Here is a 22,370-nt window from a genome sequence, read left to right as displayed (position 1 = left end):
CGGGCCGTTGTACCACATGTGAGCCAACCCATGTCACAGAACGATGGACACAAGCCGTACAACAGTTCCCTGTTCGTAAGCGGCGTCGCGATGGTCCTCGCGAGCCTCATCACAGCCGTTTGGATGTTCAGACTCGGCGATATCGTCACGGCACTCGGCCTCGGGTTGATCGTCGCCGCTGGCCTCCTGCTGGCGGGAATCGGCCTCTCGCCAGAGGCGACGACGCACTGACGCCCGCGCTCCTTATCCCCGGCCTCGGTACTCTGCATATGCCAACTAGACACACTACCCCAGCGGACGACTCAAGGAGAGACATCGTGAGCAACCGCTGTCGCCTGCAGTCACCGTTGACGGGGTGGATCCAGCCGTGAATAGTACTGATACGGTCGACGATGCGACGTGGATGCTCGTGTTATCGATCCTCGTAATCGCGGTACTCGTCGGCGTCGGCCTGTTACAAGTGTATCTCAGCGGCGATTACGGGTCGCTCTTCCGGAGCATCGGAATTGGGCTGCTCCTGTTGCTGTTCAGTGTCGGCTTCTATCGCAAGTGGCATGGGACGTGATCGGCCCCGATGTGAATCCGAACTGGATCACCGCGCGACCGTCGCCTGATACTGCCGAACAAAACGGTTCATCCCTCGATCGCACCTAATACGGTCTGCTGTCAGTCATTTCCGGCGGGACCGCGAGCCGTCCTGCGGTCCCTCCAGTAAACAGTTACAGCAAACCGTATAAGACGCTGTCGCCGACGGCGACAGCCATCGAGACGCGATCGAGTATTCACTGACTGTTGTCCGGTCGTATGAGCTGTCGTACCTAATACGGATCACTGTCAGTCGGTGCTAGCGAGAGAGACAGTACATTGGGAGAGAGGGCCCGTAGACTGTATACTGTCGCTGCTGCTGCTCGAGCTTTCTAGCAACGACGCACAGAATCGGGTGTAGGCAACCGTAACAGTAGTTGGAGATGTTTTTTACTCATTTTTACCAGAGTATAAAACTATAACAGCCAGATTCGATAACGACTGGACCTTATTTGGCAGAAAGTATTCATACTGATTGCTGTATGTTTAGGTAATGCGTGATCGCTTGCTGAAGGTGTTCTGTACTTTCGCAGTGATACTACTCGTGACTGGATGTTTAAGCACTCCCGTTTCGGAACAACCGGACTCAGATCATCCAGTGTCTCTCGAAAACCACGGAAACGAGAGCGCGACATTCGACATTACTGTTGTACGAAATGCAACGGGCGAAACCGTCCACAATCAGAGTTATGTACTTGACTCCGGCGAAAATCGAGAGGTCTACAACACCGACAGAGCGTCTCCCAACGGCATCGAGACCTTTGAAATCCACTGGGCTACACGTAATGAAACCGGACAGGTAAACGTTAAGACGAACCAATGTTACGGCAGCGCACATGTGATGATTGGGGAGGACGGTACCGCCTCATCTACTTACGGGATTTGCTGAAAAAATCTCCCTGTACTAACCGATACGTGTGACCCTGTACGTACCGCGTGTTTCACACAGTAGTCTGGATGAAGAAATCGTGCTACTACCGACTGGGAAGCGGGGGAGTCCTCGGACACACGCGGTGAGCGTCTCTCGTCCCACCTGAACCGATTCACAGACGGGTACAGGGCCGTCGTGCGCTCGGGTTGTCGTGACGGGCAGTAGTTATGATCGCAATCACATCGTCGAGAGGACTGCAACGTCATGCGCGACGAGGTCGCTCGCGTCCGAAAAGAGACAGCAGCCCTACGTGTAGGACTCGCCCTCTTCAACGGGGCCGCTGAACGACGAGTACAGCACGATGAAGTACGTCGCGATCAGTGGCAATAGGATCGACGAGCCGATGGTCATTATATTCAGCGACAGCGGCGACACGATCGCATCCGCGACCGTGAGCCCAGTCGCCGGGTCAATTAGCGGGAACAGCAGCGTCGCCGCGAGTGCGACGAGTCCGTACACCTGCCCCGCGACGGCCGCAAAGGCCAGGTAGTAGCGACCGGCCCACCCGGCGACCACGTGAACACCGGCGAGCAGCACCGTCAGCCCAAGCAGGCCGAGCGTCGGTACCGAGAGCAACTCGACGTGTGGTGACGACCGACTGCCAACGACCAGCGTCGCGACTGCCAACAGGAGGTAGACGACCTGCGCGAGATGGCCGAGTGACCGCGTCTCGAGCCGGACGTCGCCTCGGGTTTTCAGTCCGAGGAAGGCAGCACCGTCGACGATCGTCAGCGCGACGACGGCCAGGCCAGCCAGCAGGCTCGCGATCGATGCGACACCCTCGACGCCGAATAGCCAGTTGCCGACGAAGACACCGAGGAAGAACGGTGACACGATGCTCCCGACAATGAACGCGCGGCCCCACCAGCGTTGCCAGTCCTCGTCGTGGCGCTGCTCGTACATCTCGGGGGCGAGCCCACGGATGATGAGCGCACCGAGGATGGCGAACATCAGCAGGTAGTGGCGACTGAACAGCGTCGCGTACACCGACGGAAAGACGGCGAACAGCATGCCGCCGAAGACGACCAGCCACACCTCGTTGCCGTCCCAGAACGGGCCGATCGAAGCCAGCAACTGCTCACGCTCGCCGTCGGTCGTTCGCGTGGCAAACAGCGCGCCGACGCCGAAGTCGAACCCGTCGAGAAACAGGAACGTTCCGAAGACAGCGAACACGAGCGCGAACCAGAGTTCCTCGAGCGGCAGGCCGAAGAGTGGCCCATTGGCGAGGGCGGGCGTCGCCACGATCGAGATGTCAGTCATCGCTCGGAACGACCTCCTCGGGGACGTTCGTCTCGCGTTTCGGCGTGGGCGAACGGGTCGGAGCCTCCGTCCGGATGAGTCGGATGACGACGTACCAGTAGAGGACGAGCAACGCCGTATACACCCCGACGAAGCCGACGAGCGTAGCAAGCGCTTCCGAGCCGCTCAATGACGACGAGACGCCCGCATGCGTCTTCATCACGCCCTGTATGACCCAGGGCTGACGGCCCACCTCGGTGACGATCCAGCCCAGTTCGACGGTGAAGATTCCCAGTACCGACGATCCCATGAACGCTTTCGCCAGCAGATCGTCATCGAACAGGGTGCCCTGGTACCATCGGTAGCCGCCCCAGAACGCCAGCAGGATAAACCACGTTCCGAGGCCGACCATCGCCCGGAACGCCCAGAAGACGATGGCGACTGGCGGACTCTCGGCGTCGATATCGTCCAACCCGGTTATTGTCGCCCCGGGATCGCCCCCGCTTGCAAGTAATGATGCGACGAACGGGATCTCGATGACGAAGAGGTCGTCAGCATGAGGATCAGTGATATCGCTCAGGCTCGTCGGAATCGCTATCAGCTTCAGTCCGGCCCCAGAGTCGGTCTCGTACTGTGCCTCCATGGCGGCGAACTTCTGTGGTTGCGTGTCTGCAACGTGTCGCCCGTAGGCGTCGCCATGGATCGCCTGAAACGGGGCGGTGACGAGCAAGACGGCGAGGCCGACTTTCATCGTCGTGCGCCAGAACTCGGTGTCGCGGTTCGTCCAGACGAAGTAGGCGGCGACGCCGGTCAAAAACAGCGCAACCGACAGAACCGCCGCGTTCTGCATGTGGACGTACATCCACGGGAACCGCGGATTGGCATACGCCGCAATCGGGTCCACGAGGCTGATGATCGGCTGGCCGCTCTCTGTCGCCACCTCGTAGCCACGGGGCGTCTGCATCCAGGAGTTCGCAACCAGGATCCAGACGGCCGAGAGCCAGGTGCCGAGGCCGACGAGGACGCTCGAGAGCATGTAAAGGCGGTCGCTAACGCGGTCACGCCCGAAGACGAAGATGCCGAGGAACGTCGCTTCGAGCATGAACGCCATCATCCCCTCGAGGGCGAGCGGCCCACCGAAGAGTTCACCGGCAGCTGTCGCGAACGCCGCGAAGTTCGTCCCGAACTCGAACTCGAGGACGATGCCTGTGACGGTGCCGACGACGAAGCTGATGGCGAAGATCTTCGTCCAGAAGGTGCGGAGTTGTTCGTATACCTGTGCGCCCGTCCGTATCTCCTTCCACGTGAAGTAGATGAGAAAGGGCGCGAGCCCCATACTCATAACGGGGAAGATGATGTGGACTATCGTCGTCACCGCAAACTGAAGTCTGCTGGCGATGACTGGATCGATCATAGTACAGTTGGGTAATGTCGGGTTCGGTTGCGGTCACCCAACAGAGGGTGCCGCGGGGGTATCAGTCAGTTGTTACTTGTCGCGGGTGACGAACCACCAGTCGTAGTAGTTCAGGTCGTCGTCAGCAGCGTCGGCTTTGCGCGCTTCGGCGTCCGCCTCGGTACCCGGCGGTGACAGGAGGACCTGATCACCGAACTTCTCGTTGTTCGGCCAGTCAGCGGGAGCGGCGACACCGTCGTCGTCGCTCTTCTGGAGTGCACGCAGCGAGCGGAGGACTTCGTCGATGTTGCGGCCGATCTCCATCGGGTAGGTCAGACGCAGCCGAACCGTCCCCTCTGGATCGATAACGAAGACGGTGCGGACGGTTGCCGTTCCTGCACCAGGGTGGAGCATACCGAGTTGCTGGGCAACCGCTCCCTGATCGTCCGCGATGATCGGGAACTGAATGTCGACGTCGAGGTTCTCGGCGATCCACTCCGTCCACTTGATGTGTGAGTGGACGCGGTCGACCGACAGCCCGAGCAGTTCGGCGTTCAGTTCCTCGAACTCCTCGCGGCGCTGCTCGAACGCGACGAACTCCGAGGTACAGACCGGCGTAAAGTCACCGGGGTGGCTAAACAGGACGAGCCACTTGTCCTCGTAGTCGTCGGGCAGCGAGCGCTCACCCATGCTCGTCTCGACGGTCAGNAAGTCACCGGGGTGGCTAAACAGGACGAGCCACTTGTCCTCGTAGTCGTCGGGCAGCGAGCGCTCACCCATGCTCGTCTCGACGGTCAGGTCGGGAAACGGATCGCCAATACCAGGTACGTCAGTCGTCGGTTCGTCCGTGGGAGCGGGTGATTGCGTCATTCTTCATCAGCCCCTTAGGATTAGGGGTATTAAAGTTGATTTCTACCAACTATATTTTCTTTTTCGAGAAACATACTACACCATACAGAGCATATTTTCCGATAGTTCGATCGGTACGGAGCTCGGACGGCGCTACAGCAGCGCGCCGTCGTTTGGAATCGTAAAAAGCGTGGTTGCACCGTCACACGGCCTGCGATCGGCGTGTGCGTATGCCTCGACTCGATTCGATTGTGACGCTATTGCTCTTGTTGATCCGACTCCTCGATTGAGGTGCTCCCGAGTGCGCGGGCGGCTGCAAGGAGCCGGCCGAGCGCACGTCGGACGTCGGCGTCGAACAGCGCCTTGGTGAGCCCGATCAGGCCGACCGGTTCGGGGTCGTCCTTCGTGAGGCCCTCGATCGAGGCATCGACGACGTTGGTGAACTTCGGATCGCCCATCGTCTCGACGAGCGCGATCATGTTACCCGCGTTCCGCCCGAGTTCGTACATGTCGACATCGGCGTCCTCGTGGGCATCCGCAAAGCCCGCCGCGGCCATCCGGAGATCTCGGATAACGTTCCGGTTGTCCTGAGCGACATCCCGTAGTTCCGGGGTGAGGTCCATCGCCAGGTCGTGGGTTGCATCGAGCAAGTCGAGCATCTCCGCGAGCGTCTCGGTGTTGTCACCGAGTTTCTCGAGGAGGATAATCGTCTCTTCGCTCTCTAAGGCGAGCCGAACGCGCTCGATAACCTCGCGGTTCTCGCGGATCGCGACCTGCAGTTCCGGAACGAGGTCGTCGGACAGCTCTTTCGAGACCGCAAGGATGTCAAGCAGTTCGATGAGCGTGTCCGACTCTTCGCCGACCTTCTGTAAGAGGACCAACGTCTCCTCGCGCTCGAAGGCCATGCGCAGCTCACGGATGGGTTCGCGGTTCTCACGGACGGTCTCGCGGAGTTCTGGGGTCAGGTCCGCGGCCAGTTCTTCCGCGACCGTGAGTAGCTGGAGCAGTTCCGCGAGCTCCGCTTCGTTTTCCTCGATCGCGCGTGCCAGTTCGGTTTCGTCACTGAGCGTGCCGTCGGCGTCGAGGGATCGTTCGTTGCTCGCCATCGTTATGGGAGTGGGTCGTAGCCGCGCAGCCAGGAGTCCCAATAGAAACTGGGCAGGATGTTGACGTCCATGATCCAGTTCATCCGGCTCTCGACGGGTGCGGAGATGCTGTTCTCATAGTCGAATTCGGCGACCATCGCCTTGCCCTTCTTCGTCAGCAGCGGACAGGCAGCGTAGCCCTTGTACTTTGCCGTCTGGCGTTTGCCCTCCATGTGTGCCGTGAGGTTGTCGAGGACGACGTGAGCCTGCTTGCGCGCTGCAGCGGCCGTTTTGGCGTTAGGCGTGTCACAGCCGTCACCGAGTGCGAAGACGTCCTCGTACTCGGTGTGCTGAAGCGTGTGTTCGTCGACAGTGACGTACTCGCTACCACCGGTCAGCGGTGAGTTGTCGGTGAGTGCCGGCTGCCCGTACTGCGGTGGCACGGGCGCGTAAAGATCGTATTCCTGGGTCTCACCTTCTTCGGAGTGGATAACCTGCGCTTCGTGGTCGATCTCGTCGACCGTGAAGTTCAGGTTGGCTTCAATGTCACGGTCGGCCCAGATCTCCTCGAGTTTCTCGCGGTACGGCGAAACGCCGAAGACGGCGTCGCTGCCCTTGGTCATGACGACATCGACATCGTCGCGGATGCCCTGTCGGCGGAAGTAGTCTTCCGCGAGCATCGTCATCTTCAGCGGCGCGCCGCCACACTTGATCGACGTGTCGGGGACCGAGACGACGAACGTGCCGCCGTCGAAGTCCTTGAGCGCGTCTCGCAGCTGCATTGCAGCCTCGAAGTGATAGAACGGGTAGACCGAGTCGGTCTCCTCCCAGCCCTCGAGCATGCCGGGTGTCGTCTCGGGTGCGAGTCGGTGGCCCAGCGCGACGACGAGGTAGTCATACGACAGCTCGCCGTCCTCGAGTGCGACGGTCTTTGTGTCGGGATCGACACCTGTTACGGCAGAGTGCACGAAGTCAATCCCGTCACTGAGGAGCCCGCGGATGTCTCGGAATTGATCTTCGGGCTCCATATACTCGAACGGGAGCAGATAGAACGAGGGTTGGTACGCGTGTTCTGTACTTTTGTCCACGATGCTGATCTCCGCATCGGAGCGGTCCAATCGACGGCGGAGCATGTTGGCGGTCATCGTGCCGCCGACGCCAGCACCAAGCACGACTATATGGTCCATAGACACCTAGCCTTTAGACGTATACTACCTGAATGCTGAGGTAGCTGAAATAATAGTTGGGAATGGTTCTCTCATACTGAAACTTACAGAGAAAATTGCTGGGAGTTGCCAATCACGCGCTGGTCGACCGCCGACTGCCGAGTTGCATGGCAGATATCCGCGTGTCGTCTCGAGCGGTCCGTCGTGAGACCAACGCGAAAAACAACCCACAATTATTGCTTTCTTTCGCCAGCGACGTCGATGACGCACGGAAAACTGACTGGGATGCCGTCAACACGCTCACAGACAGGCGAAACGCGACAATGAGGGAGCTATCGCTCGCTCCAAACACCACGACTCCAGGTCTGTCCGCCGCCAGGAATTGCATCGGGGGCGGTCATGGCCGTTAGTTACAATCCTCTTCGGAACCGCAGACTGTTCTATACGCCGAGCGATAGTCCTCACGACAACGGGTACCAATCGGATAACAATCGTCCGTTCTGGTGTGGGGCCGTCAGTGGCGGCGCTCGAGTACAGCGGCTGACGGATGGATAGCAGGACAGGGGTTACCGGTCGGTCGAATCGCAGGTTTCGACCGGGACATCGACGAGGTTCCCCCACTCGGACCAGGAGCCATCGTAGTTTGCGACGTTCGGATAGCCGAGCAGTTCCGAGAGCGCAAACCAGACCAGGGCCGAACGTTCGCCGACATTACAGTAGACGAGGATCTCGTCGTCTTCGGTGATTCCTGCTTCGGCAAACGGTCGTTCGAGTACCTGTTTGTGCTCGAACCGGCCACACTCTCGAACGACGCTCTCCCACTCGATGTTTACGGTTCGGGGAATGTGTCCGCTTGCACGCGCGGGTGCGTCGGCCTCCCCACAGTATTCCTCGGGCGATCGGACGTCGATAATGGAGACATCCTCCGAGAGCGCACTCTGGACGTCCTGGCGGTACGCGCGGATGTGTTCGTTCGGCGGTTGCGTCTCGTACTCGGCCGGCGTGACCGTTGGGGTCGACTTCGTCATCGGATAGTTGTTCTCGGTCCAGTAGTATTTGCCCCCGTTGAGCAACCGGACGTCCCGATGGCGGTAGTATTTGAGCGTCCAGTAGACGAACGCCGCAAACTCGTTGTAGCCGTTACTATAGAGAACGACCGTGCTGTCAGGCGTGATCCCCCGCTCACCTAAGATCTTCTCGAGCCGGTCAGCGCTGGGAATCGTCCGCGTGCCGGCATCGAGGAAGTCTTCCCGTGGGTCGAGTTTGACGGCACCCGGGACGTGGCCCTCCTCGTACTCGGTCGAAATCTCGACCAGTCGAAGGTCGGGGTCGTCCGTTTTGAACGCTTCAAGCCGTTTGTGCGCACTGTCCGGCTCGACGAGGACCTGTTCGGGATAGCCAGTGCGGTCGTTTCCGATCGACCGGTGGCTAATACTATAACAGGTCTGTCGCCCGTCGTGAAGCGCCGGTGCGGCCTCGATCAGGTTTTCCTCCTCGAGTTGCGTGAGTCCATATCGTGCTGTCCGCGAACAGAGAAGTGTCTCCTCCGTGATCTGTTTGAGCGTCATCGACCCCTCCCGAGACAGTGTCTTATAAATAAACTTCGAGCTCGGCGGAAGGTCCATCAGCGCCTCCTCGATGTCTGAGGTTTGCATTGTCCCTACAATATCAGTAAGAACTTGCGCGTAAAGACGCTATTGGTATATTTGTCTCCAATGTCAGCTTTGAGTCCGGTTCCAGGTTGTGTGCGCCGAACCTCGAGCGAAGTTGCGGAAATTATGTAGGGTACCTCCGCACTTTCCTCTCACCCCCAATATTTGAGGGAAATTATTCTCCCCGCTCAAACCGTTTTACGTGGGCACTATATACAATACAGTGACGATGGTCGAGACAATCACTGCTGAAGCGTTGCGAGATATGATCGACGCCGACGAGGACTTCGTCCTCTTCGATACCAGATCGCCCGAGAGTTTCGAGGACTGGCATATTGCCGGTGCCAAGAACGTCGAGTATTCGGGGAGCGACGACGAACTCGTCGGCGAGTTCGACGAAGACGCCATTGACGCGGACGACACCGTCGTGACGATCTGTGCGACGGGCCGATCCGCGAACGGGTTCGCGAACTACCTCGAGGACGAGGGATACGTTAACGAGGTCAAGACCGTCGATAACGGCATGGAGGCCTGGAGTATGGTCTACGACATCGTGCCAATCGCCACGGAAAACGACGATCTCGTCGTCGTCCAACTTCAGCGGCGCTCGAAGGGCTGCCTTGGCTACCTCGTCGGTTCGAAACGCGCCGGCGAAGCCGCACTCGTCGACGTCACCCGCGCAACCGACGAGTTCCTCGAGGCCGCAAGCGAACGCGGACTCGAAGTAACTCACGTCCTCGACACGCACATCCACGCCGACCACATCTCGCGTGGCCGACAGCTCGCCGACAAGCTCGGCGTGCCATACCACCTCGGCGCACCCGCCGAAACCCGAGACCCGCAGTTCGAGTTCGACCCCATCGAACCCAACGACGTCGTCGAACTCGGCGACGTCGAGATCAAGGCCGTTCATACGCCGGGCCACACGACGGGAATGACCTCCTATCTCGTCGACAACGAGGCACTGTTGACCGGTGACACGCTGTTCGTCGAATCCATCGGCCGGACCGAACTCCAGTTCGCGGACAAGGACGCCCGCGACGGCGCTCGCGTCCAGTACGAGACGCTTCACAACGTCATCATGACCGAGCCCAACGACGTCAAGATCCTGCCGGGGCACTTCTCGGTCACCAACGACGGCGAGTACATCGACGTGACGCCCGGCCAGCCGATGTTCTCGACCGTCGGCTACCTCTGGGAGAACAACGAGATCCTCCGCATGGACGAAGAAGACTTCGTCGAGCATATGTTCGACAACCTGCCGTCGAAGCCACCGAACTACGAGCAGGTCATCGCGACCAACGCCGGCGAGTACGAACCTGAAGACGAAGACGAAGAGACCGAACTCGAGCTCGGTCCGAACCGCTGTGCCGCCACGTCGGATAGCGCCGTCGCTGACGACTGAAACCCCAACCCTGTCCCATAATGTTTGGCATCGAATCCCTCTCGGGAAACGCGCAAGCAGTTGCCCTCGTCGGTATCGTCTTACTCGAGGCGATAATCCTCTACATCGGGTACGGCGGCCTCGAGCAGGCCTTCGGGGACTACGTCGTGGATCTGCTGCGAGGCGAGTAACGAGAGCGCTGCCAGTGTTGACGTGGTAACCTGAGCGGCCTCGAGCCTTCGGGGTCGCTAGCTATAGCGGTGTCACGGTGCTTCGTGCGAGCACGAGCATCTCACCACTCCCTTCCGATTACCGGCTTCTAGTTTCCGCCGGTTGTCAACGGAACCTCACTCCTCGGCAATTATACTGGGCACCGCTCGCGCAGCCGTTCGACGACCCGACTGATTCCGGTCGACGCTGATCGAAGGCACTGCCGTCCCGCATGGACACGCCGCGCGAGTGCAAACCGGATCGCGTCGTAGGTGTTTCCCAGCAGGTTTCCAATTGTCTAGCGCCCCGCTATCGATCCGCAACTGTGCGCTCCCCCGAGTGAAACTGTATACCAGTGGCCGCTACTCACCGAGGCGGTCTGACTACCACTGAGCCTCACTCGTCGCGTGTCTCGCGGTCCGGCGGCTCGTTGTCACGCCGCGTGTCGAGAAACGCCGTCTCGTCGTCGGAGAGATCGCGATCGCGAAACTCCTCGAGTCCAGCCTGATAGCGCTCGCGGTCGTCCCAGTCGGTGTCGTCGTCTGGCGTCGGATACTCGAGGATCAGTTCCGCGATCCCCGTCGTCTCACCGGTGTAGGCAAAGCCGGCCCGGTAGAGCGCTTCGTAAGCGAAGGGGTTGTTGACGGCGATCCGGAGCCGTTCATAACCACGCTTGCGGGCCCGATCGCGGACTTCTCGGCAGAGGGGAGGGCCGATGCCCTCGCCGCGCCGGTCGCGGTCGACGGTCACGTAGCGCAGCCACAGCGTGTCCGCATCGGTGCGATCCTCGTTGAACGCAACTGCCGCGACGATCTCGCCGTCCGCTGACCGCGCTACCGCCTTGCCGGTATTCGTCATGACGAATTTGCCGGCGTAGCTGAACCGTTCGTAATCGAGCCGGAGTTTGGGGCCGTCGGGTGGCCAGCCGAGCAGTTCGTACTCCACGGACTGTCTTGGAACGCAGCTTACTACAATCCACGGAGTCTTCCTGCTCCGGCTTTCGAAATCTGACACAAGAGCGTAACACTCGATGTTGCTTCCGACGTTGCTCGCAGCAGAAATGCGCGGACCGGGATTTGAACCCGGGCCATGAGCTTGGAAGGCTCAGGTCCTACCACTAGACCATCCGCGCGCATTCTCTGGTTTTCGTTCCACGTTTAAGGCTCTTCCTTTTCCGATCCGTTGCCCGCCCGTGAGTACCGCCGCCGTCAGCCGATCATCGACCGACAACTAGCGTCTCGAGCCGCTATCCGCGGTCGACTACGGTGTCGACTCCGTGCCTGCCACCGTCGCATAACAGTTCCCGCTCGAGACCTCCGACTCGAGCACCGAGAGGGCGCTCTCGGCCAGATCCGTTTCGAACTCGTCGGGTGCGTAGATGTGATAGAAGCGATCGACCGTCTCGCCACCGGGTAGGGTCCACTCGACCGTCGTGTCGAAGCCGTCGGTTTCGTCGAACCGGTCGTGAGCGGTCGACCACGCGCTGACGAGCGCGCGGCCGTCGGAGGCCAGCACCCGCGCGAGTTCGTCGAGACTGTCCCGGCGGGCACGCCGGGTCGGCAGGTGATGCAGCGTTGCGACGTAGATCGCGATATCGACGGTGTCGTCTCCCAACGGAAGCGAGGCCGCATCCCCCTGGACCAGCGCGACATCGAAGTCACGCTCGAGCGCCCGCTCGCGGCCCGTCTCGAGCAACCCGCGGCTGACATCGAGTCCGACGACCGACTCGAGGTCGGCTGCCAGCAGTTCGGCGTGGCGGCAGTTGCCACAGCCGAGATCAAGACCGACACCGGCGGTGCCGCAGTCGGTCGCGTGGCGCTCGACGAAGGCTTCGACTTCAGGCCAAGCGTACTCCCGCGTCGAGGCGAAGTGGGTCGCGATACGGTCGTAGGTGTCACGCACGTCTGCGCAGCTGGTGTGCTCGTCATCTCGACGGTCACGGTCCTGATCCCCGGCCATCGGTCAGGCTTCGTCGGGGAACCCGCAAAAAGCGTTCGTAACCTGCTTGGACGGAAACCACTGTGAGATCTCGATTGGCCGAGAACGACTGCAGCGCCGATGGGCCCGATTGAGCGTCAGCCGATGAGAATGTGTGAGCGTGACGGGGCTCGAGGAATTCGAGGGGTTTATCTATACCCGACGGGAACTGTGGAATGCGTACGAGGGCTCGTAGATCAGGGGTAGATCACTCCCTTGGCATGGGAGAGGCCCCGGGTTCAAATCCCGGCGAGTCCACTCGAATTTCTCCGCCGTAACCAGGGTTCGACATCGATGAAGACAGGTCTTGAAGCGTCCAGCTTTCGCACAGACGCTTGAATACGTTGTCAGCGCACGTATTTTACCACTTTCCCGTCCCGATCAAGACGACCGTCACGCTTCCGATAGCGATCAACGGCAAGCAGTTCGTCATGAGTGTCGTCAGCCTTCGCGCTCATCGCTTCCGCTGCGACGCACAGATCGCAACACAGCACAACTACTCGCTGGATGAGACCGGAGCCGATCGCCGACTGTGATAACAGCTCCGTAACCGCGGACTATTAACGGGACCATCCAGTATGTGTGTATATGGCTAACGTACGTGTTGCAGGAACAGGGTTAACAGCGTTCGGAGCCAGTCCCGAGCGGACCGGACGGGATCTCTTCGCCGAAGCAAGCATTGCGGCCTTCGAGGACAGCGGTGTCTCTCGAGACGACGTCGAGGCCGTCTTCTACGGCAATTTCATGGGTGAACTCGCAGAACACCAGGGCCATCAGGGGCCGCTGATGGCCGAAGCCGCAGGCGTCCAAGCACCCGCGACGCGGTTCGAGTCCGCGTGTGCCTCGAGCGGCGTTGCGGTCCGCGAGGCGGTCAAGCGGATCCGTACCGGTGAAAACGACGTGCTCCTCGTCGGCGGCGCAGAGCGGATGACGAATCTCGGCACCGCGGGCGCGACGGAGGCGCTTGCGATCGCCGCGGATGACCTCTGGGAGGTCCGCGCCGGGACGACGTTCCCTGGCGCGTACGCGCTAATGGCCCAGGCCTACTTCGACGCGTTCGGCGGCGACCGCGAGGATCTGGCCCACATCGCCGTCAAGAACCACGACAACGCGCTCCCCAACGAGAAGGCCCAGTACCAGCGCGCGATCGAGGTCGACGACGTGCTCGAGGCTCCGCTGGTCTCGGAGCCGCTCGGTCTCTACGACGCCTGTCCGATCTCCGATGGCGCGTCCGCGCTCGTACTGACCAGCGAGGACTACGCCGCAGACCACGATCTCGAGGCACCAGTCGCGATCACGGGCACTGGCCAGGGCGGCGATCGGATGGCGCTGCACGACCGTGACCATCTCGCCCGCTCGCCAGCCGCCCGCGAGGCCGGCGCGGAGGCCTACGCCGACGCCGGTATCGATGCCGGCGACGTAGACGTCGCGGAAGTCCACGACTGCTTTACGATCGCCGAAGTGCTGGCGCTCGAGGCGCTCGATCTCGAGCCGATCGGCGAGGGGATTTCGGCGGCCCGCGACGGGCGAACGACTGCCGACGGCGAGTTGCCGGTCAACCTCTCGGGTGGGCTGAAGGCGAAGGGCCACCCGGTCGGCGCAACCGGTGCCTCTCAGGTCGCCGAGATGGCGACGCTGCTTGCGGGCACGCATCCGAACAGCGACCACGTCGCGGATGCGACGACCGGCGTCACCCACAACGCGGGTGGGACGGTTGCGAGTGCAATGGTTCACGTCCTGGAGGTGGTCGCGTGAGCCGAGCGATCGCGATGACGCCGGACGGATGTCCGGAGGTGATGGACGAATGAGCGACGCTGATGACGTCGCGGACGCCGGCTTCGACGAGTGGCTCGACGCCGCCGAAACCGGCGACGCCTACTACCTCGAGTGTGCCAATGGCCACGGCTCCCTGCCCCCGCGGCGGGTCTGTCCCGACTGTGGCGCGACCGATCTCGAGGCGGTCGTCCTCCCCGAACGCGGCGAGATCGAGACGTTCACCATCACGCACGTTCCGACGCCGGCGTTCGAAGCGGACGCTCCGTATGCGACTGCTATCGCGACCGTCGGTCCCGTGCGGATCACTGGGCAAGTTGTGAGGATCGATCCCGAGGCGGTTGAGACCGGGCTCGAGGTCGAACTCGAGATTACGGTCTCGGAGACGACCGGCGAGCGCGTGATCGGGTTCCGACCGGCATAGTCCGTTCGCGGCCGTCGGTGCGTGTCTTTCATGGCCAGCAGACAGCACGAGCCGCAGTTCCCAGCTCGTCGACGGTCGACTACTCGTCGATGTCGACAGCCAGCAGTTCCGCACGCAGATACTCGACGAACTCGTCGGGATGTTCGGCGTGGGGCAACTGCGTCGCGTAGTCGATGACGACTAGATCCAGATCGGCAGCCGCCGCGAGATCGCGCCCATCTCGAAGTGGAACGAGGCCCGCATCGCGGCCCCAGACGAGCGTGGTCGGCGTCTCGAGGACGGCCAGTTCGGTCGCGAGGTCGAACTCGGGATCGAGGGTGCCTGCGGCAAAGGAGGCGGGAGCGTAGCGCGCGCCGGGCTGGTGGGCGCTGTCCCAGGTGTACTGAACCGTCTCCGGATCGATCCGGCTGGTATCGTAGTACCCCTCCCGGTCGTAGAAGTAGCGGATCGAGGGTTTGCTCGCGAGCAGGTTATAGAGCGTCGTCCCGACGACCGGTGTCCGAAACAGGGTTCGGAGCCACGGCCGCTCAGTCGCCGTTTCGTCGGTCGGGCAGATCAACACCAGCTGCTGAAAGTCGGTCTTGGTGGCGGCGTCGACTGCAAACGCACCGGTCAGCGAGGAGGCGACGACGATCGGCTCCGCTGTCACGTCGGCCGCAAAGTCACGGATGAACTCGGCATATAGGGACGGCGCGTAGATCAGCGGCGGTCGCTCGGAGCGGCCAAAGCCCGGCAAGTCGACCGCGTAGACGTGATAGTCCTCGGCTAACTGTTCAACGATCGGTTCGAACTCGTAACTGCTTGCGCCTGCGTAGATCCCATGGCACAAGAGCATGTCCGGATCGGTCGGATCACCGGCGACGGTGTAGGTCGTCTCGATCCCTCGCCAGCGATAGGTGCGTTCGATGCCGACCAGCGGGTTCTCGAGGTCGCCGGCACGCCGTTTCAGCAGGCGATTGCCGATGATGGCCCCGCCGACAGTTCCGATGGCTGCACCGAGGACTGTTCGGGCTTTCATACAGGGATGTAGGACGGCGACAGCCTTAGAGTTCAGGTTCAAATACAGGTTCTGCTGCAACCGGCGTATCGATCTGCAACCGCGCGCGGGTGCTGCGATTCGAGCGACCCGGCCTACTCGGCACTCGAGTCGTCCGCGTCGGCAGCCAGATTCTCGACGCAGGCCTCGACGGGTGCGAGCACGTCGGTGGCGATCGAGTAGGGATCAGTCTCGCCCTGCCGGACGGCTTCGGCGAGCTCATCTATCCCGCCGCTGTCGGCGAGTTCGTCCTCGAGGAGGGCGTGGACGTCCTCGCGCAGCAGCGTCCGGATCTCTTCGGCGTAGCGCTGGCGGACCTTCTCGGCGTGGGTCCCAGAGTCGACGAGATAGGTCCGGTGGTTCGCGAGTTCGTCAATAAAGGTGTCGACGCCGGTCCCCTTCGTGGCGACCGTCTCGACGATCGGTGGGGTCCAGTCGTCTTCCGCATCGCTCTCGTCGGCATCGCCCCAGCTCGAGTCATCGCCGTCCATCGCGTCGACGCCGTGGTGGCCAGCGCTACCGGCGAGTCCGCTTTCTTCGCCAAGGTGGACCATCTCACGCAATTCTTGGACGGTCCGATCCGCACCCTCGCGGTCGGCCTTGTTGACGACGAAGACGTCTGCGATCTCCAAGATCCCGGCTTTCAGCGTCTGGATATCGTCGCCCGATCCCGGCGGGACGAGGACGGCGACGGTGTCGGCGGTCCGAACGATGTCGATCTCGTTTTGGCCGGCACCGACGGTCTCGATAATGATCTTGTCCTTGCCGAAGGCGTCCATCGCCTTGACGGCGTCCGCGGTGGCCGTCGAGAGCCCGCCGAGGGTGCCACGGGCGCTCATCGACCGGACGAAGACGTCCATGTCGCCGACGGTCGACGCCATTCGGATGCGGTCGCCCAGTACGGCACCACCGGTAAACGGCGAGGAAGGGTCGATCGCGATGACCCCAACCGTCTCGCCACGCTCGCGGTAGGCCTCGGCGAGTTTGTCGACCAGCGTCGACTTGCCAGCGCCCGGCGAGCCGGTGATGCCGATTACGTCGGCGTTGCCCGTATGGGCGTAGAGCTCCGAGACGAGGTCCCGATAGCCTGGCGACCGGTTCTCGATCTTCGAGATGACCCGGGCGAGTGCGCGGTGTTCGCCCGCCAGCAGCGCCTCGAGTAGCGATTCGTCGGCTTCGTCCATGGTCATCGCTGCGGCGCGTTCTCGCGGACGAACTCGATAGTTTCCTCGATCGAGGTCCCGGGGCCGAAGATGGCCGCGACGCCGTCGTCTTTGAGTCCCTCGCGGTCCTCGTCGGGGATGACGCCGCCGGCGAGCACGAGCGTGTCGTCTTTGGCACCGTACTCCTCGAGCCCGTCCATGATCTTCGGGACGAGCGTGTCGTGGGCTCCCGAGAGAATGGAGATGCCGAGGACGTCGACGTCCTCTTGGACGGCGGCCTGGACGATCTGATCGGGCGATTTGTGCAGTCCGGAATAGATGACTTCGAAGCCGGCATCACGGAACGCGCGTGCGATGACGTGTGCCCCGCGGTCGTGACCGTCGAGGCCGACTTTGGCGACGAGACACCGAATCGACTCCGCTTCCTGTTCGCTGCTCATACCCCCCTCTTTCCGAGCCGACTGTTTGACTTTAACGGAAAATTATTTCCATCGGCTGGTGCAGCGACGGAATTCCGTGGCGGCCACGGGTCGGTGATCGAGTGGAGTTGTGACGGCATGACTGTCATATCGCCCAAAACTGGACCGAACCAAAGGCTAAAGAGCGAAACGACCGAACATTCCAGTAATGACTATCGTTCGTCTGCTGCGGAGGGATCTATCGTGGGCGTCGAAATAAAAGAGACCAGGGTGACCGACGCCGAGTTCGAGGAGATGAAAGGATTCGTCTTCGAATATCTCGCGGCCAGCGTCGAGAAGGAAGACGAGGGTGGGCGGATGCGCTGGTATCCGTGGCACTCCGCCGAGTACCGCCATAATCACATCCTCAACGTGGTCGAGCTCGCGACGGAAATCGCCGACGGCGAGGGCGCAGACGTCGACGTCACCCGCGTCGCCGCCCTCTTTCACGACGTCGCCAAACTCGAGACCGACCAGGAACTCCACGCCGAGGCCGGCGCTCGCGTCGCCCGTGAGTACCTCGAGTCCCACGGCGAGTATCCCGAGTCGTTCATCCAGCAGGTGTGTCGTTCGATCGAACACCACTCCTATCAGGGCGATTTGACCGATCTCGCCCTCGAGACCCAGTGTCTCATCGAGGCCGACCTGCTCGATAAGGTCGGTGCAAACGGGACCGCACTCATGCTGTTGCGCATGGGCTATGAGGCTCGCACGCACATGGACAGCGAAGAGATGGTCGAGCGCGTCTTAGAGCGTGGGTACGACGCCGCCTCGCGTGTCCAAAGCGAGACCGCAGAGAGCATCGCCCACCAGCGGCTCAAACGCGTCAAGTGGTTCAGCGAGTGGCTCGAAGACGAAATCGCGGCGCTGGGCGAGTAACCGATCCGTCGAGGACAGCGACCACTCGAGACGGGGGGTTTCGAAACGTAACCACCCACAGCAGTGACTGGTGTAACAGTAGATGGGTGACCGATTTCGTTATTCAGATTCTGCCTGAAGCTAAATTGGGTAGTTCGGTCACTACACGTGCGGATTGATCGTTTCCTGTTCCACGAATTTTCCTAAAATCATCCGACATTCATATATGTGTATAAACCAAATGCGTGAATAATGCCCGCTATATCCCTGTTCGGTATTGTATTATTTGTTCTCCAAGCTGGTGTTGGATACCATCTCTATCGTTCACTTTCTAGTAGTGGAAACGGCTCTGGGATGCTAATTGGGGCTATGGTCACAGGTGTGGGGATCGCATCCCTGTTTATATTTGGTATGATTCCGACTCTTGCACTTGATTTTGTGCTTTTATTGATATCTGCGTTAGTATCTCGTTAATCAAATAATCCACCGCCAGCGCTGGTGAGGTCACCGTTAGACGATACCGAGTCCCATCGCGAGAAAGAGCACGCCGAAGCCGACGAGGACGACGGCACTGCCCGCAGCGACAATGGGCGCGAAGGCGTCGACGCGGCGACCTGCAGCGACCAGCGCTGCCGGATAGGCGACGATCCAGCACGCGATTCCCGCGAAGAAGCCGACCAGCAGCGCCGGCGATCCCGTCTGGACGACCAGCGATCCCGCGAGCGCGCTCCCAACCGCCGGGGCGTATGCGAGGACGTCGAGCGTCCCGGGCTCGAGCAAGCCGACGCCGACGGTGAGCCAGAAGCTGATCTGGTAGGGGTTGGTCAGCGAGAGCGCGAACGTCTTGCGAAAGCCAGAGGCAGCGCTCCCGGCAGCGTCGGTAAACGACGTGGCGGCTCTGGCCTCGTCGATCGCGCCGACGGCGAAATACAGCATCAGACAGCCGCCGGCGACGTACAGCGCGGGGCGAAGCCCCGACAGGCGATCGATGACGGCGACGACGCCGGCCAGCGTGAGCACGAAGAAGATCGCGTCCGCGAGCATGGCCCCAAGACCGGCCCGGAAGCCGGCTGCCCAGCCGCGGACGACGCTCTCCTCGGCGATGATTGCGTTCATCGGCCCCGGTGGGGCGGCCAGTGCGAGTCCGAAGAGGATGCCAGCCAGTGCTGTGACGATGAGGGCAGTCACGCGTCTCGCTCGGCAGTGGGTGATACAGCGCCAAAAGCGCAGCGAACGCCGCGGGCCGGCGACAGTCCACTCGAGCAGGGGGCCGACAGCGGTAGCGGCCCTGGTTCGACACATAAACCAATGACAGCTTAGTTGCTCGCGCCCATACCGGTGCACATGGAGCACCGTCGGTTTCGATCGCGTCCGTTCCAGGTGGTGAGCGTGCCATGAGACGCAGGGAAATCGTGGCTGGGTTCGGCAGCATCGGGGCCCTAGCCGGTGCAGGCGGACTGCTTCTCGGAGACGGGCTCTCGTCTCGAGCCGACACCGCCGACGCGGACGATGGCGGTGACGACGGTGGGCCGCTCACCGTCGAGACGATCGACGCGCGGGGCAGCGACGCCGGGACGCTGTCGGTCCCTAACGGTGATCTCATGGTCGTCGAACTCTTCGTCACCGGCTGTGGCAACTGCCAGGCGCAGATGCCGAACCTCGCCGAGGCACACGCACAACTCGTCGCAGACTATGGCGACGAACTGACGTTTCTGGGGGCGACGTACCAATCCCCGGAGGGCAAGCCGCCGGCCGAACTCCGGGACTGGTGGCGCGACCACGGCGGGAACTGGCCCATCGGCTACGATCCGACAGGGGACATTGCGGCCCAGTACGGTATCGTCGGCTACCCCGTAACCGTCGTCATCGACGGGAACGGCGAAAAACGCTGGGAGAAACTCGGCGTCACGTCGCCGGACGTAATCGTCGACCGCGTCGAATCCATCCTCGAGACGAGCAGCGACGGGACGACGAACTCGTCTGCCGACGCCAACGCCACCGAGTCGACATCTACCTGAGCGGCCGTCCATGGCCCGTGGCAGTGGGCTGTTTCGGATCGGAACGAGCCACCGATTCTGCCCGCAGGCAGGCGTAAGCAGCTACTGTTCTCCCGGTCCGTCTCCGAACCCAGTGAGGAGGCCAGTGATCGACGCCGTCCACGACGACTGGTCAGCACCGAACGCAGTGAGTCCAGCGTCGCTTCCGAGGCAGAGCCGGCCGCTTGCGGCGGCGATCGCTGGCTCCGTGCCGACTGCATCCGGCGTGGACTCCCACCGTTGCGAGCCGTCGGCAGTCGAGAGCGCGTGCAGTCGTCCATCGGTGGTCATCAGACAGACGGTGTCGCCGAGAACGACCGGCCCGGTCACCGCCTGCCCGAGCGCTTCTCGCCAACGTTCGCTCCCGGTACTCGCGTCGATCGCATAGAGGCTGCCGTCCGCACTGGCGACGTAGACGGTTCCATCCGCGACCGCTGGCGACGCTGGGAGTCGCCCGCCGGTATCGAAGCGGAACTGCCGTTCGCCGTCAGCGGCGGCCAGCACGCACAACGTGTCGCCACAACTCAGGTAGACCCTCCCGTCCGCGACCGCCGGCGCACTACGGATCGTCCCCTCGAGAGCGATGTCCGTCTCCCAGCGCTGGTCCCCATTAGCGGCCGCGAACGCGACGACGCGCTTGTCACAGGCGACGTAGACGACACCATCGGCGACGGCGAGCCCGACGATTCGATCGTCGACTGACTTCGTCCAGACCGACTGGCCGGTCTCGACATCGATCGCAGAAAGTGTCTCGCCGCCGACGTAGACCGTCCCGTCGGAAACGGTCGGCGGTGTTCGGACTGGCTCGTCCATCGCGTGTCGCCAGACGCGCTCGCCGGTGTCGGCCTCGAGCGCCGAAATCACGGCGTCACCAGCGATGTAAACGGTATCATCGACGACCGCGGGCGTCGTTTCGATCGCGGTGTCCGACTCGACACGCCAGCGTTCGCTGCCGTCTGCGAGCGCCAGCGCGGCCACGCCGTTCCCGTCGGCGAGGAAGACAATGTCGCCGACCAGCGCCGGTGGAGCCTCGATGTCGCCGGCGGTCTCGAGATGCCACTGGACCGTCGGTCGGGTGCCGAGTTCGTCGCCCGCCGCGACGGCGTTCGTCCCTGCCGGACCTGCACCCGCCATCGGCCACTCGCGACCGTCGTCGACCTCGTGGCCGCTGACGTACTCGAGTCGCTCCGTCGCGGTCGTCGCCGCGCCCGCGACGCCCGGAACCGGGTCGTCAGTGAGCGGCCGAACGGCGGGAAGCGCGTCGACGGCATCGACCGCCGTCAGAATCCGGAGGACGCGGGTCCGAACGCGCCCGTCGGGATCGGCAAGCCGCGGCCGTAGATCGGTTGTGAGCCGGTCTTCGTCTCCCTCGAGCGCTTCCGTCAGCTCGGCGATGTCGGCCAGTGTCGCGCTAGCCGTCGCGCGAACGTCGGCGTCTGCATCCGACAGCGCCGCACACAGCTCGTCGGTCACCGCGTCGAAGCTGTCAGGATCGTCGGCGGCCATCGACGCCAGCGTTCGTCCGGCGGTGACGCGGACGATCGGACTCTCGACGCCGAGGCCGGCTGCGATCTTCGAGATGCCCGTCGGACGGAGCTTCGCTGACTCGTTGGCGAGGACCGACAGCGCGAGAACAGCCAGCCCGGCGGCCCACGGTTCATCGTCGAGTCGCCGCCCCATTCCGGAGAGTTGCGTGTTGATCTCGTCGGTGTGAGTCGGCGTCTCGCCGCTGACGAGCGAGGCGGCTGCGTGCAGTCGACCGTCGGTTTCGTCGATCGCGTCGCCCAGCGCAGCGCCGTCGTCCCGGCCCGTTACTGTGAGGATTCCAAGCGCGAGCGCTGCATACCCGCGGACAGCTTCGTCCTCGGCCTCGAGCAACGCGACGAGTCGATCACGCGCTGCCGCCGCGTCGTCGGGGGCAGCAGCTGCCAGTCGAGCGATCTCGCCGGCGAGCGATTGTCGGTCCACGCCGTCTGCGTCGAGTTCGTCGCACAACGTCGCGGTCACGGGCCGTCCGTCGGTCTCCGCGACAGCCGTCGTCAGCGCACGCTCGAGGGCGCGCCGTTGGCGGCCGTCCATCGCCTGCAGTCGCTTGGAAAGCGGCGTCCTCGCCGCGGCGATCACTTCGGGGTCTGTCTCTTATACACATCT

General features: G+C 62.2%; 21 protein-coding genes and 2 tRNA genes. 9 read left to right on the top strand and 14 right to left on the bottom strand.

Translation table 11 applies throughout. From position 1 onward, the window contains the following. Positions 1-18: 18 nt before the first annotated feature. Together C476_RS03505 and C476_RS03500 are read left to right on the top strand one after the other, a co-directional pair. Positions 19-231 carry a hypothetical protein gene (locus C476_RS03505; protein WP_241430464.1) on the top strand — a complete coding sequence of 71 codons (213 nt, stop codon included), beginning with the start codon at positions 19-21 and terminating at the stop codon, positions 229-231. A gap of 136 nt (positions 232-367) precedes the next feature. Then, entirely contained in the window at positions 368-565 is a 198-nt protein-coding gene (locus tag C476_RS03500) for a hypothetical protein (protein WP_152418171.1), read from the top strand. 1,197 nt (positions 566-1,762) lie between these two features. Here the strand turns inward: C476_RS03500 and cydB are convergent. From cydB to C476_RS03470, 6 genes are all read right to left on the bottom strand, one after another. Continuing rightward, complete coding sequence (cydB, locus tag C476_RS03495) at positions 1,763-2,776, bottom strand: cytochrome d ubiquinol oxidase subunit II (RefSeq protein WP_008009918.1); 1,014 nt, start codon at positions 2,774-2,776, stop codon at positions 1,763-1,765. Next, on the bottom strand, positions 2,769-4,169 hold the full coding sequence (locus C476_RS03490; RefSeq protein WP_008009916.1) for a cytochrome ubiquinol oxidase subunit I: 1,401 nt from the start codon (positions 4,167-4,169) through the stop codon (positions 2,769-2,771). The genes cydB and C476_RS03490 overlap by 8 nt, the downstream gene beginning before the upstream one ends. Positions 4,170-4,241: 72 nt before the next feature. Beyond that, the gene (locus tag C476_RS03485; RefSeq protein ID WP_008009914.1) at positions 4,242-5,018 is read right to left on the bottom strand and encodes a peroxiredoxin; all 777 of its coding nucleotides are present in this window, start codon (positions 5,016-5,018) and stop codon (positions 4,242-4,244) included. 236 nt (positions 5,019-5,254) lie between these two features. Further along, positions 5,255-6,103 carry a DUF1641 domain-containing protein gene (locus tag C476_RS03480; protein WP_008009912.1) on the bottom strand — a complete coding sequence of 283 codons (849 nt, stop codon included), beginning with the start codon at positions 6,101-6,103 and terminating at the stop codon, positions 5,255-5,257. 2 nt (positions 6,104-6,105) lie between these two features. Continuing rightward, positions 6,106-7,269 (bottom strand): NAD(P)/FAD-dependent oxidoreductase, encoded by a 1,164-nt coding sequence (locus C476_RS03475; protein ID WP_083857023.1) that lies wholly within the window; start codon positions 7,267-7,269, stop codon positions 6,106-6,108. A 545-nt stretch (positions 7,270-7,814) separates the two neighbouring features. Beyond that, the gene (locus C476_RS03470; RefSeq protein WP_008009908.1) at positions 7,815-8,903 is read right to left on the bottom strand and encodes a rhodanese-like domain-containing protein; all 1,089 of its coding nucleotides are present in this window, start codon (positions 8,901-8,903) and stop codon (positions 7,815-7,817) included. 226 nt (positions 8,904-9,129) lie between these two features. Here C476_RS03470 and C476_RS03465 point away from each other — a divergent pair, with 226 nt between their 5' ends. Together C476_RS03465 and C476_RS18845 are read left to right on the top strand one after the other, a co-directional pair. Beyond that, positions 9,130-10,305: an MBL fold metallo-hydrolase gene (locus tag C476_RS03465; RefSeq protein WP_008009906.1), complete on the top strand. Its 1,176-nt coding sequence runs from the start codon at positions 9,130-9,132 to the stop codon at positions 10,303-10,305. Positions 10,306-10,325: 20 nt separating this feature from the next. Then, positions 10,326-10,475, top strand: a complete 150-nt coding sequence (locus C476_RS18845; RefSeq protein ID WP_008009903.1) for a DUF7512 family protein — start codon at positions 10,326-10,328, stop codon at positions 10,473-10,475. A 415-nt stretch (positions 10,476-10,890) separates the two neighbouring features. Here C476_RS18845 and C476_RS03460 read toward each other — a convergent pair whose 3' ends face one another. From C476_RS03460 to C476_RS03450, 3 genes are all read right to left on the bottom strand, one after another. Next, positions 10,891-11,439 carry a GNAT family N-acetyltransferase gene (locus C476_RS03460; protein WP_008009902.1) on the bottom strand — a complete coding sequence of 183 codons (549 nt, stop codon included), beginning with the start codon at positions 11,437-11,439 and terminating at the stop codon, positions 10,891-10,893. A gap of 116 nt (positions 11,440-11,555) precedes the next feature. Beyond that, positions 11,556-11,626 (bottom strand) — tRNA-Gly (locus C476_RS03455). Between the two features lie 128 nt (positions 11,627-11,754). Then, the gene (locus C476_RS03450; RefSeq protein ID WP_008009900.1) at positions 11,755-12,453 is read right to left on the bottom strand and encodes a class I SAM-dependent methyltransferase; all 699 of its coding nucleotides are present in this window, start codon (positions 12,451-12,453) and stop codon (positions 11,755-11,757) included. 204 nt (positions 12,454-12,657) lie between these two features. Between C476_RS03450 and C476_RS03445 the strand changes: the two genes are divergently transcribed. The 3 genes from C476_RS03445 to C476_RS03430 all read left to right on the top strand — a co-directional run bounded on the left by C476_RS03445 (position 12,658) and on the right by C476_RS03430 (position 14,668). Then, positions 12,658-12,729, top strand: a tRNA-Ala gene (locus C476_RS03445). A 330-nt stretch (positions 12,730-13,059) separates the two neighbouring features. Beyond that, complete coding sequence (locus C476_RS03435) at positions 13,060-14,226, top strand: thiolase C-terminal domain-containing protein (protein WP_008009896.1); 1,167 nt, start codon at positions 13,060-13,062, stop codon at positions 14,224-14,226. 49 nt (positions 14,227-14,275) lie between these two features. Further along, positions 14,276-14,668, top strand: coding sequence for a Zn-ribbon domain-containing OB-fold protein (locus C476_RS03430; RefSeq protein WP_008009894.1), 393 nt, complete (start codon positions 14,276-14,278; stop codon positions 14,666-14,668). A gap of 79 nt (positions 14,669-14,747) precedes the next feature. Here C476_RS03430 and C476_RS03425 read toward each other — a convergent pair whose 3' ends face one another. The 3 genes from C476_RS03425 to C476_RS03415 form a co-directional block, all read right to left on the bottom strand. Beyond that, positions 14,748-15,686: an alpha/beta fold hydrolase gene (locus C476_RS03425; RefSeq protein ID WP_008009892.1), complete on the bottom strand. Its 939-nt coding sequence runs from the start codon at positions 15,684-15,686 to the stop codon at positions 14,748-14,750. 113 nt (positions 15,687-15,799) lie between these two features. Then, positions 15,800-16,894, bottom strand: a complete 1,095-nt coding sequence (gene meaB / locus C476_RS03420) for a methylmalonyl Co-A mutase-associated GTPase MeaB (RefSeq protein ID WP_394295553.1) — start codon at positions 16,892-16,894, stop codon at positions 15,800-15,802. Then, a complete protein-coding gene (locus tag C476_RS03415; RefSeq protein WP_008009887.1) occupies positions 16,891-17,307 on the bottom strand; it encodes a cobalamin B12-binding domain-containing protein in 417 nt (138 codons plus the stop codon). The genes meaB and C476_RS03415 overlap by 4 nt, the downstream gene beginning before the upstream one ends. 222 nt (positions 17,308-17,529) lie before the next feature. On the opposite strand from C476_RS03415, the gene C476_RS03410 reads away from it, so the two are divergent. After that, the gene (locus tag C476_RS03410; RefSeq protein WP_049911573.1) at positions 17,530-18,204 is read left to right on the top strand and encodes an HD domain-containing protein; all 675 of its coding nucleotides are present in this window, start codon (positions 17,530-17,532) and stop codon (positions 18,202-18,204) included. A gap of 489 nt (positions 18,205-18,693) precedes the next feature. Here C476_RS03410 and C476_RS03405 read toward each other — a convergent pair whose 3' ends face one another. Further along, entirely contained in the window at positions 18,694-19,371 is a 678-nt protein-coding gene (locus C476_RS03405) for a LysE family translocator (protein WP_008009883.1), read from the bottom strand. A gap of 206 nt (positions 19,372-19,577) precedes the next feature. Between C476_RS03405 and C476_RS03400 the strand changes: the two genes are divergently transcribed. Beyond that, positions 19,578-20,201 carry a TlpA family protein disulfide reductase gene (locus C476_RS03400; protein ID WP_049911572.1) on the top strand — a complete coding sequence of 208 codons (624 nt, stop codon included), beginning with the start codon at positions 19,578-19,580 and terminating at the stop codon, positions 20,199-20,201. Positions 20,202-20,282: 81 nt separating this feature from the next. On the opposite strand, the gene C476_RS03395 is transcribed toward C476_RS03400, so the two are convergent. Next, a complete protein-coding gene (locus C476_RS03395) occupies positions 20,283-22,343 on the bottom strand; it encodes an outer membrane protein assembly factor BamB family protein (RefSeq protein WP_049911571.1) in 2,061 nt (686 codons plus the stop codon). Positions 22,344-22,370 lie beyond the last annotated feature (27 nt).

Source organism: Natrinema limicola JCM 13563 (assembly GCF_000337475.1).
Taxonomy (GTDB): Archaea; Halobacteriota; Halobacteria; order Halobacteriales; family Natrialbaceae; genus Natrinema; species Natrinema limicola.
Note: the sequence above shows the minus strand (reverse complement) of the source record. Positions and strands in the feature narration are given on the sequence as shown.

Excerpts from the sequence above, each read along its gene's own strand:
- cydB (WP_008009918.1), bottom strand. The coding sequence starts at position 2,776 with ATGACTGACATCTCGATCGTGGCGACGCCCGCCCTCGCCAATGGGCCA.
- C476_RS03490 (WP_008009916.1), bottom strand. The coding sequence starts at position 4,169 with ATGATCGATCCAGTCATCGCCAGCAGACTTCAGTTTGCGGTGACGACG.
- C476_RS03480 (WP_008009912.1), bottom strand. The coding sequence starts at position 6,103 with ATGGCGAGCAACGAACGATCCCTCGACGCCGACGGCACGCTCAGTGAC.
- C476_RS03475 (WP_083857023.1), bottom strand. The coding sequence starts at position 7,269 with ATGGACCATATAGTCGTGCTTGGTGCTGGCGTCGGCGGCACGATGACC.
- C476_RS03470 (WP_008009908.1), bottom strand. The coding sequence starts at position 8,903 with ATGCAAACCTCAGACATCGAGGAGGCGCTGATGGACCTTCCGCCGAGC.
- C476_RS03465 (WP_008009906.1), top strand. The coding sequence starts at position 9,130 with ATGGTCGAGACAATCACTGCTGAAGCGTTGCGAGATATGATCGACGCC.
- C476_RS18845 (WP_008009903.1), top strand. The coding sequence starts at position 10,326 with ATGTTTGGCATCGAATCCCTCTCGGGAAACGCGCAAGCAGTTGCCCTC.
- C476_RS03450 (WP_008009900.1), bottom strand. The coding sequence starts at position 12,453 with ATGGCCGGGGATCAGGACCGTGACCGTCGAGATGACGAGCACACCAGC.
- C476_RS03435 (WP_008009896.1), top strand. The coding sequence starts at position 13,060 with ATGGCTAACGTACGTGTTGCAGGAACAGGGTTAACAGCGTTCGGAGCC.
- C476_RS03430 (WP_008009894.1), top strand. The coding sequence starts at position 14,276 with ATGAGCGACGCTGATGACGTCGCGGACGCCGGCTTCGACGAGTGGCTC.
- C476_RS03425 (WP_008009892.1), bottom strand. The coding sequence starts at position 15,686 with ATGAAAGCCCGAACAGTCCTCGGTGCAGCCATCGGAACTGTCGGCGGG.
- meaB (WP_394295553.1), bottom strand. The coding sequence starts at position 16,894 with ATGACCATGGACGAAGCCGACGAATCGCTACTCGAGGCGCTGCTGGCG.
- C476_RS03415 (WP_008009887.1), bottom strand. The coding sequence starts at position 17,307 with ATGAGCAGCGAACAGGAAGCGGAGTCGATTCGGTGTCTCGTCGCCAAA.
- C476_RS03400 (WP_049911572.1), top strand. The coding sequence starts at position 19,578 with ATGAGACGCAGGGAAATCGTGGCTGGGTTCGGCAGCATCGGGGCCCTA.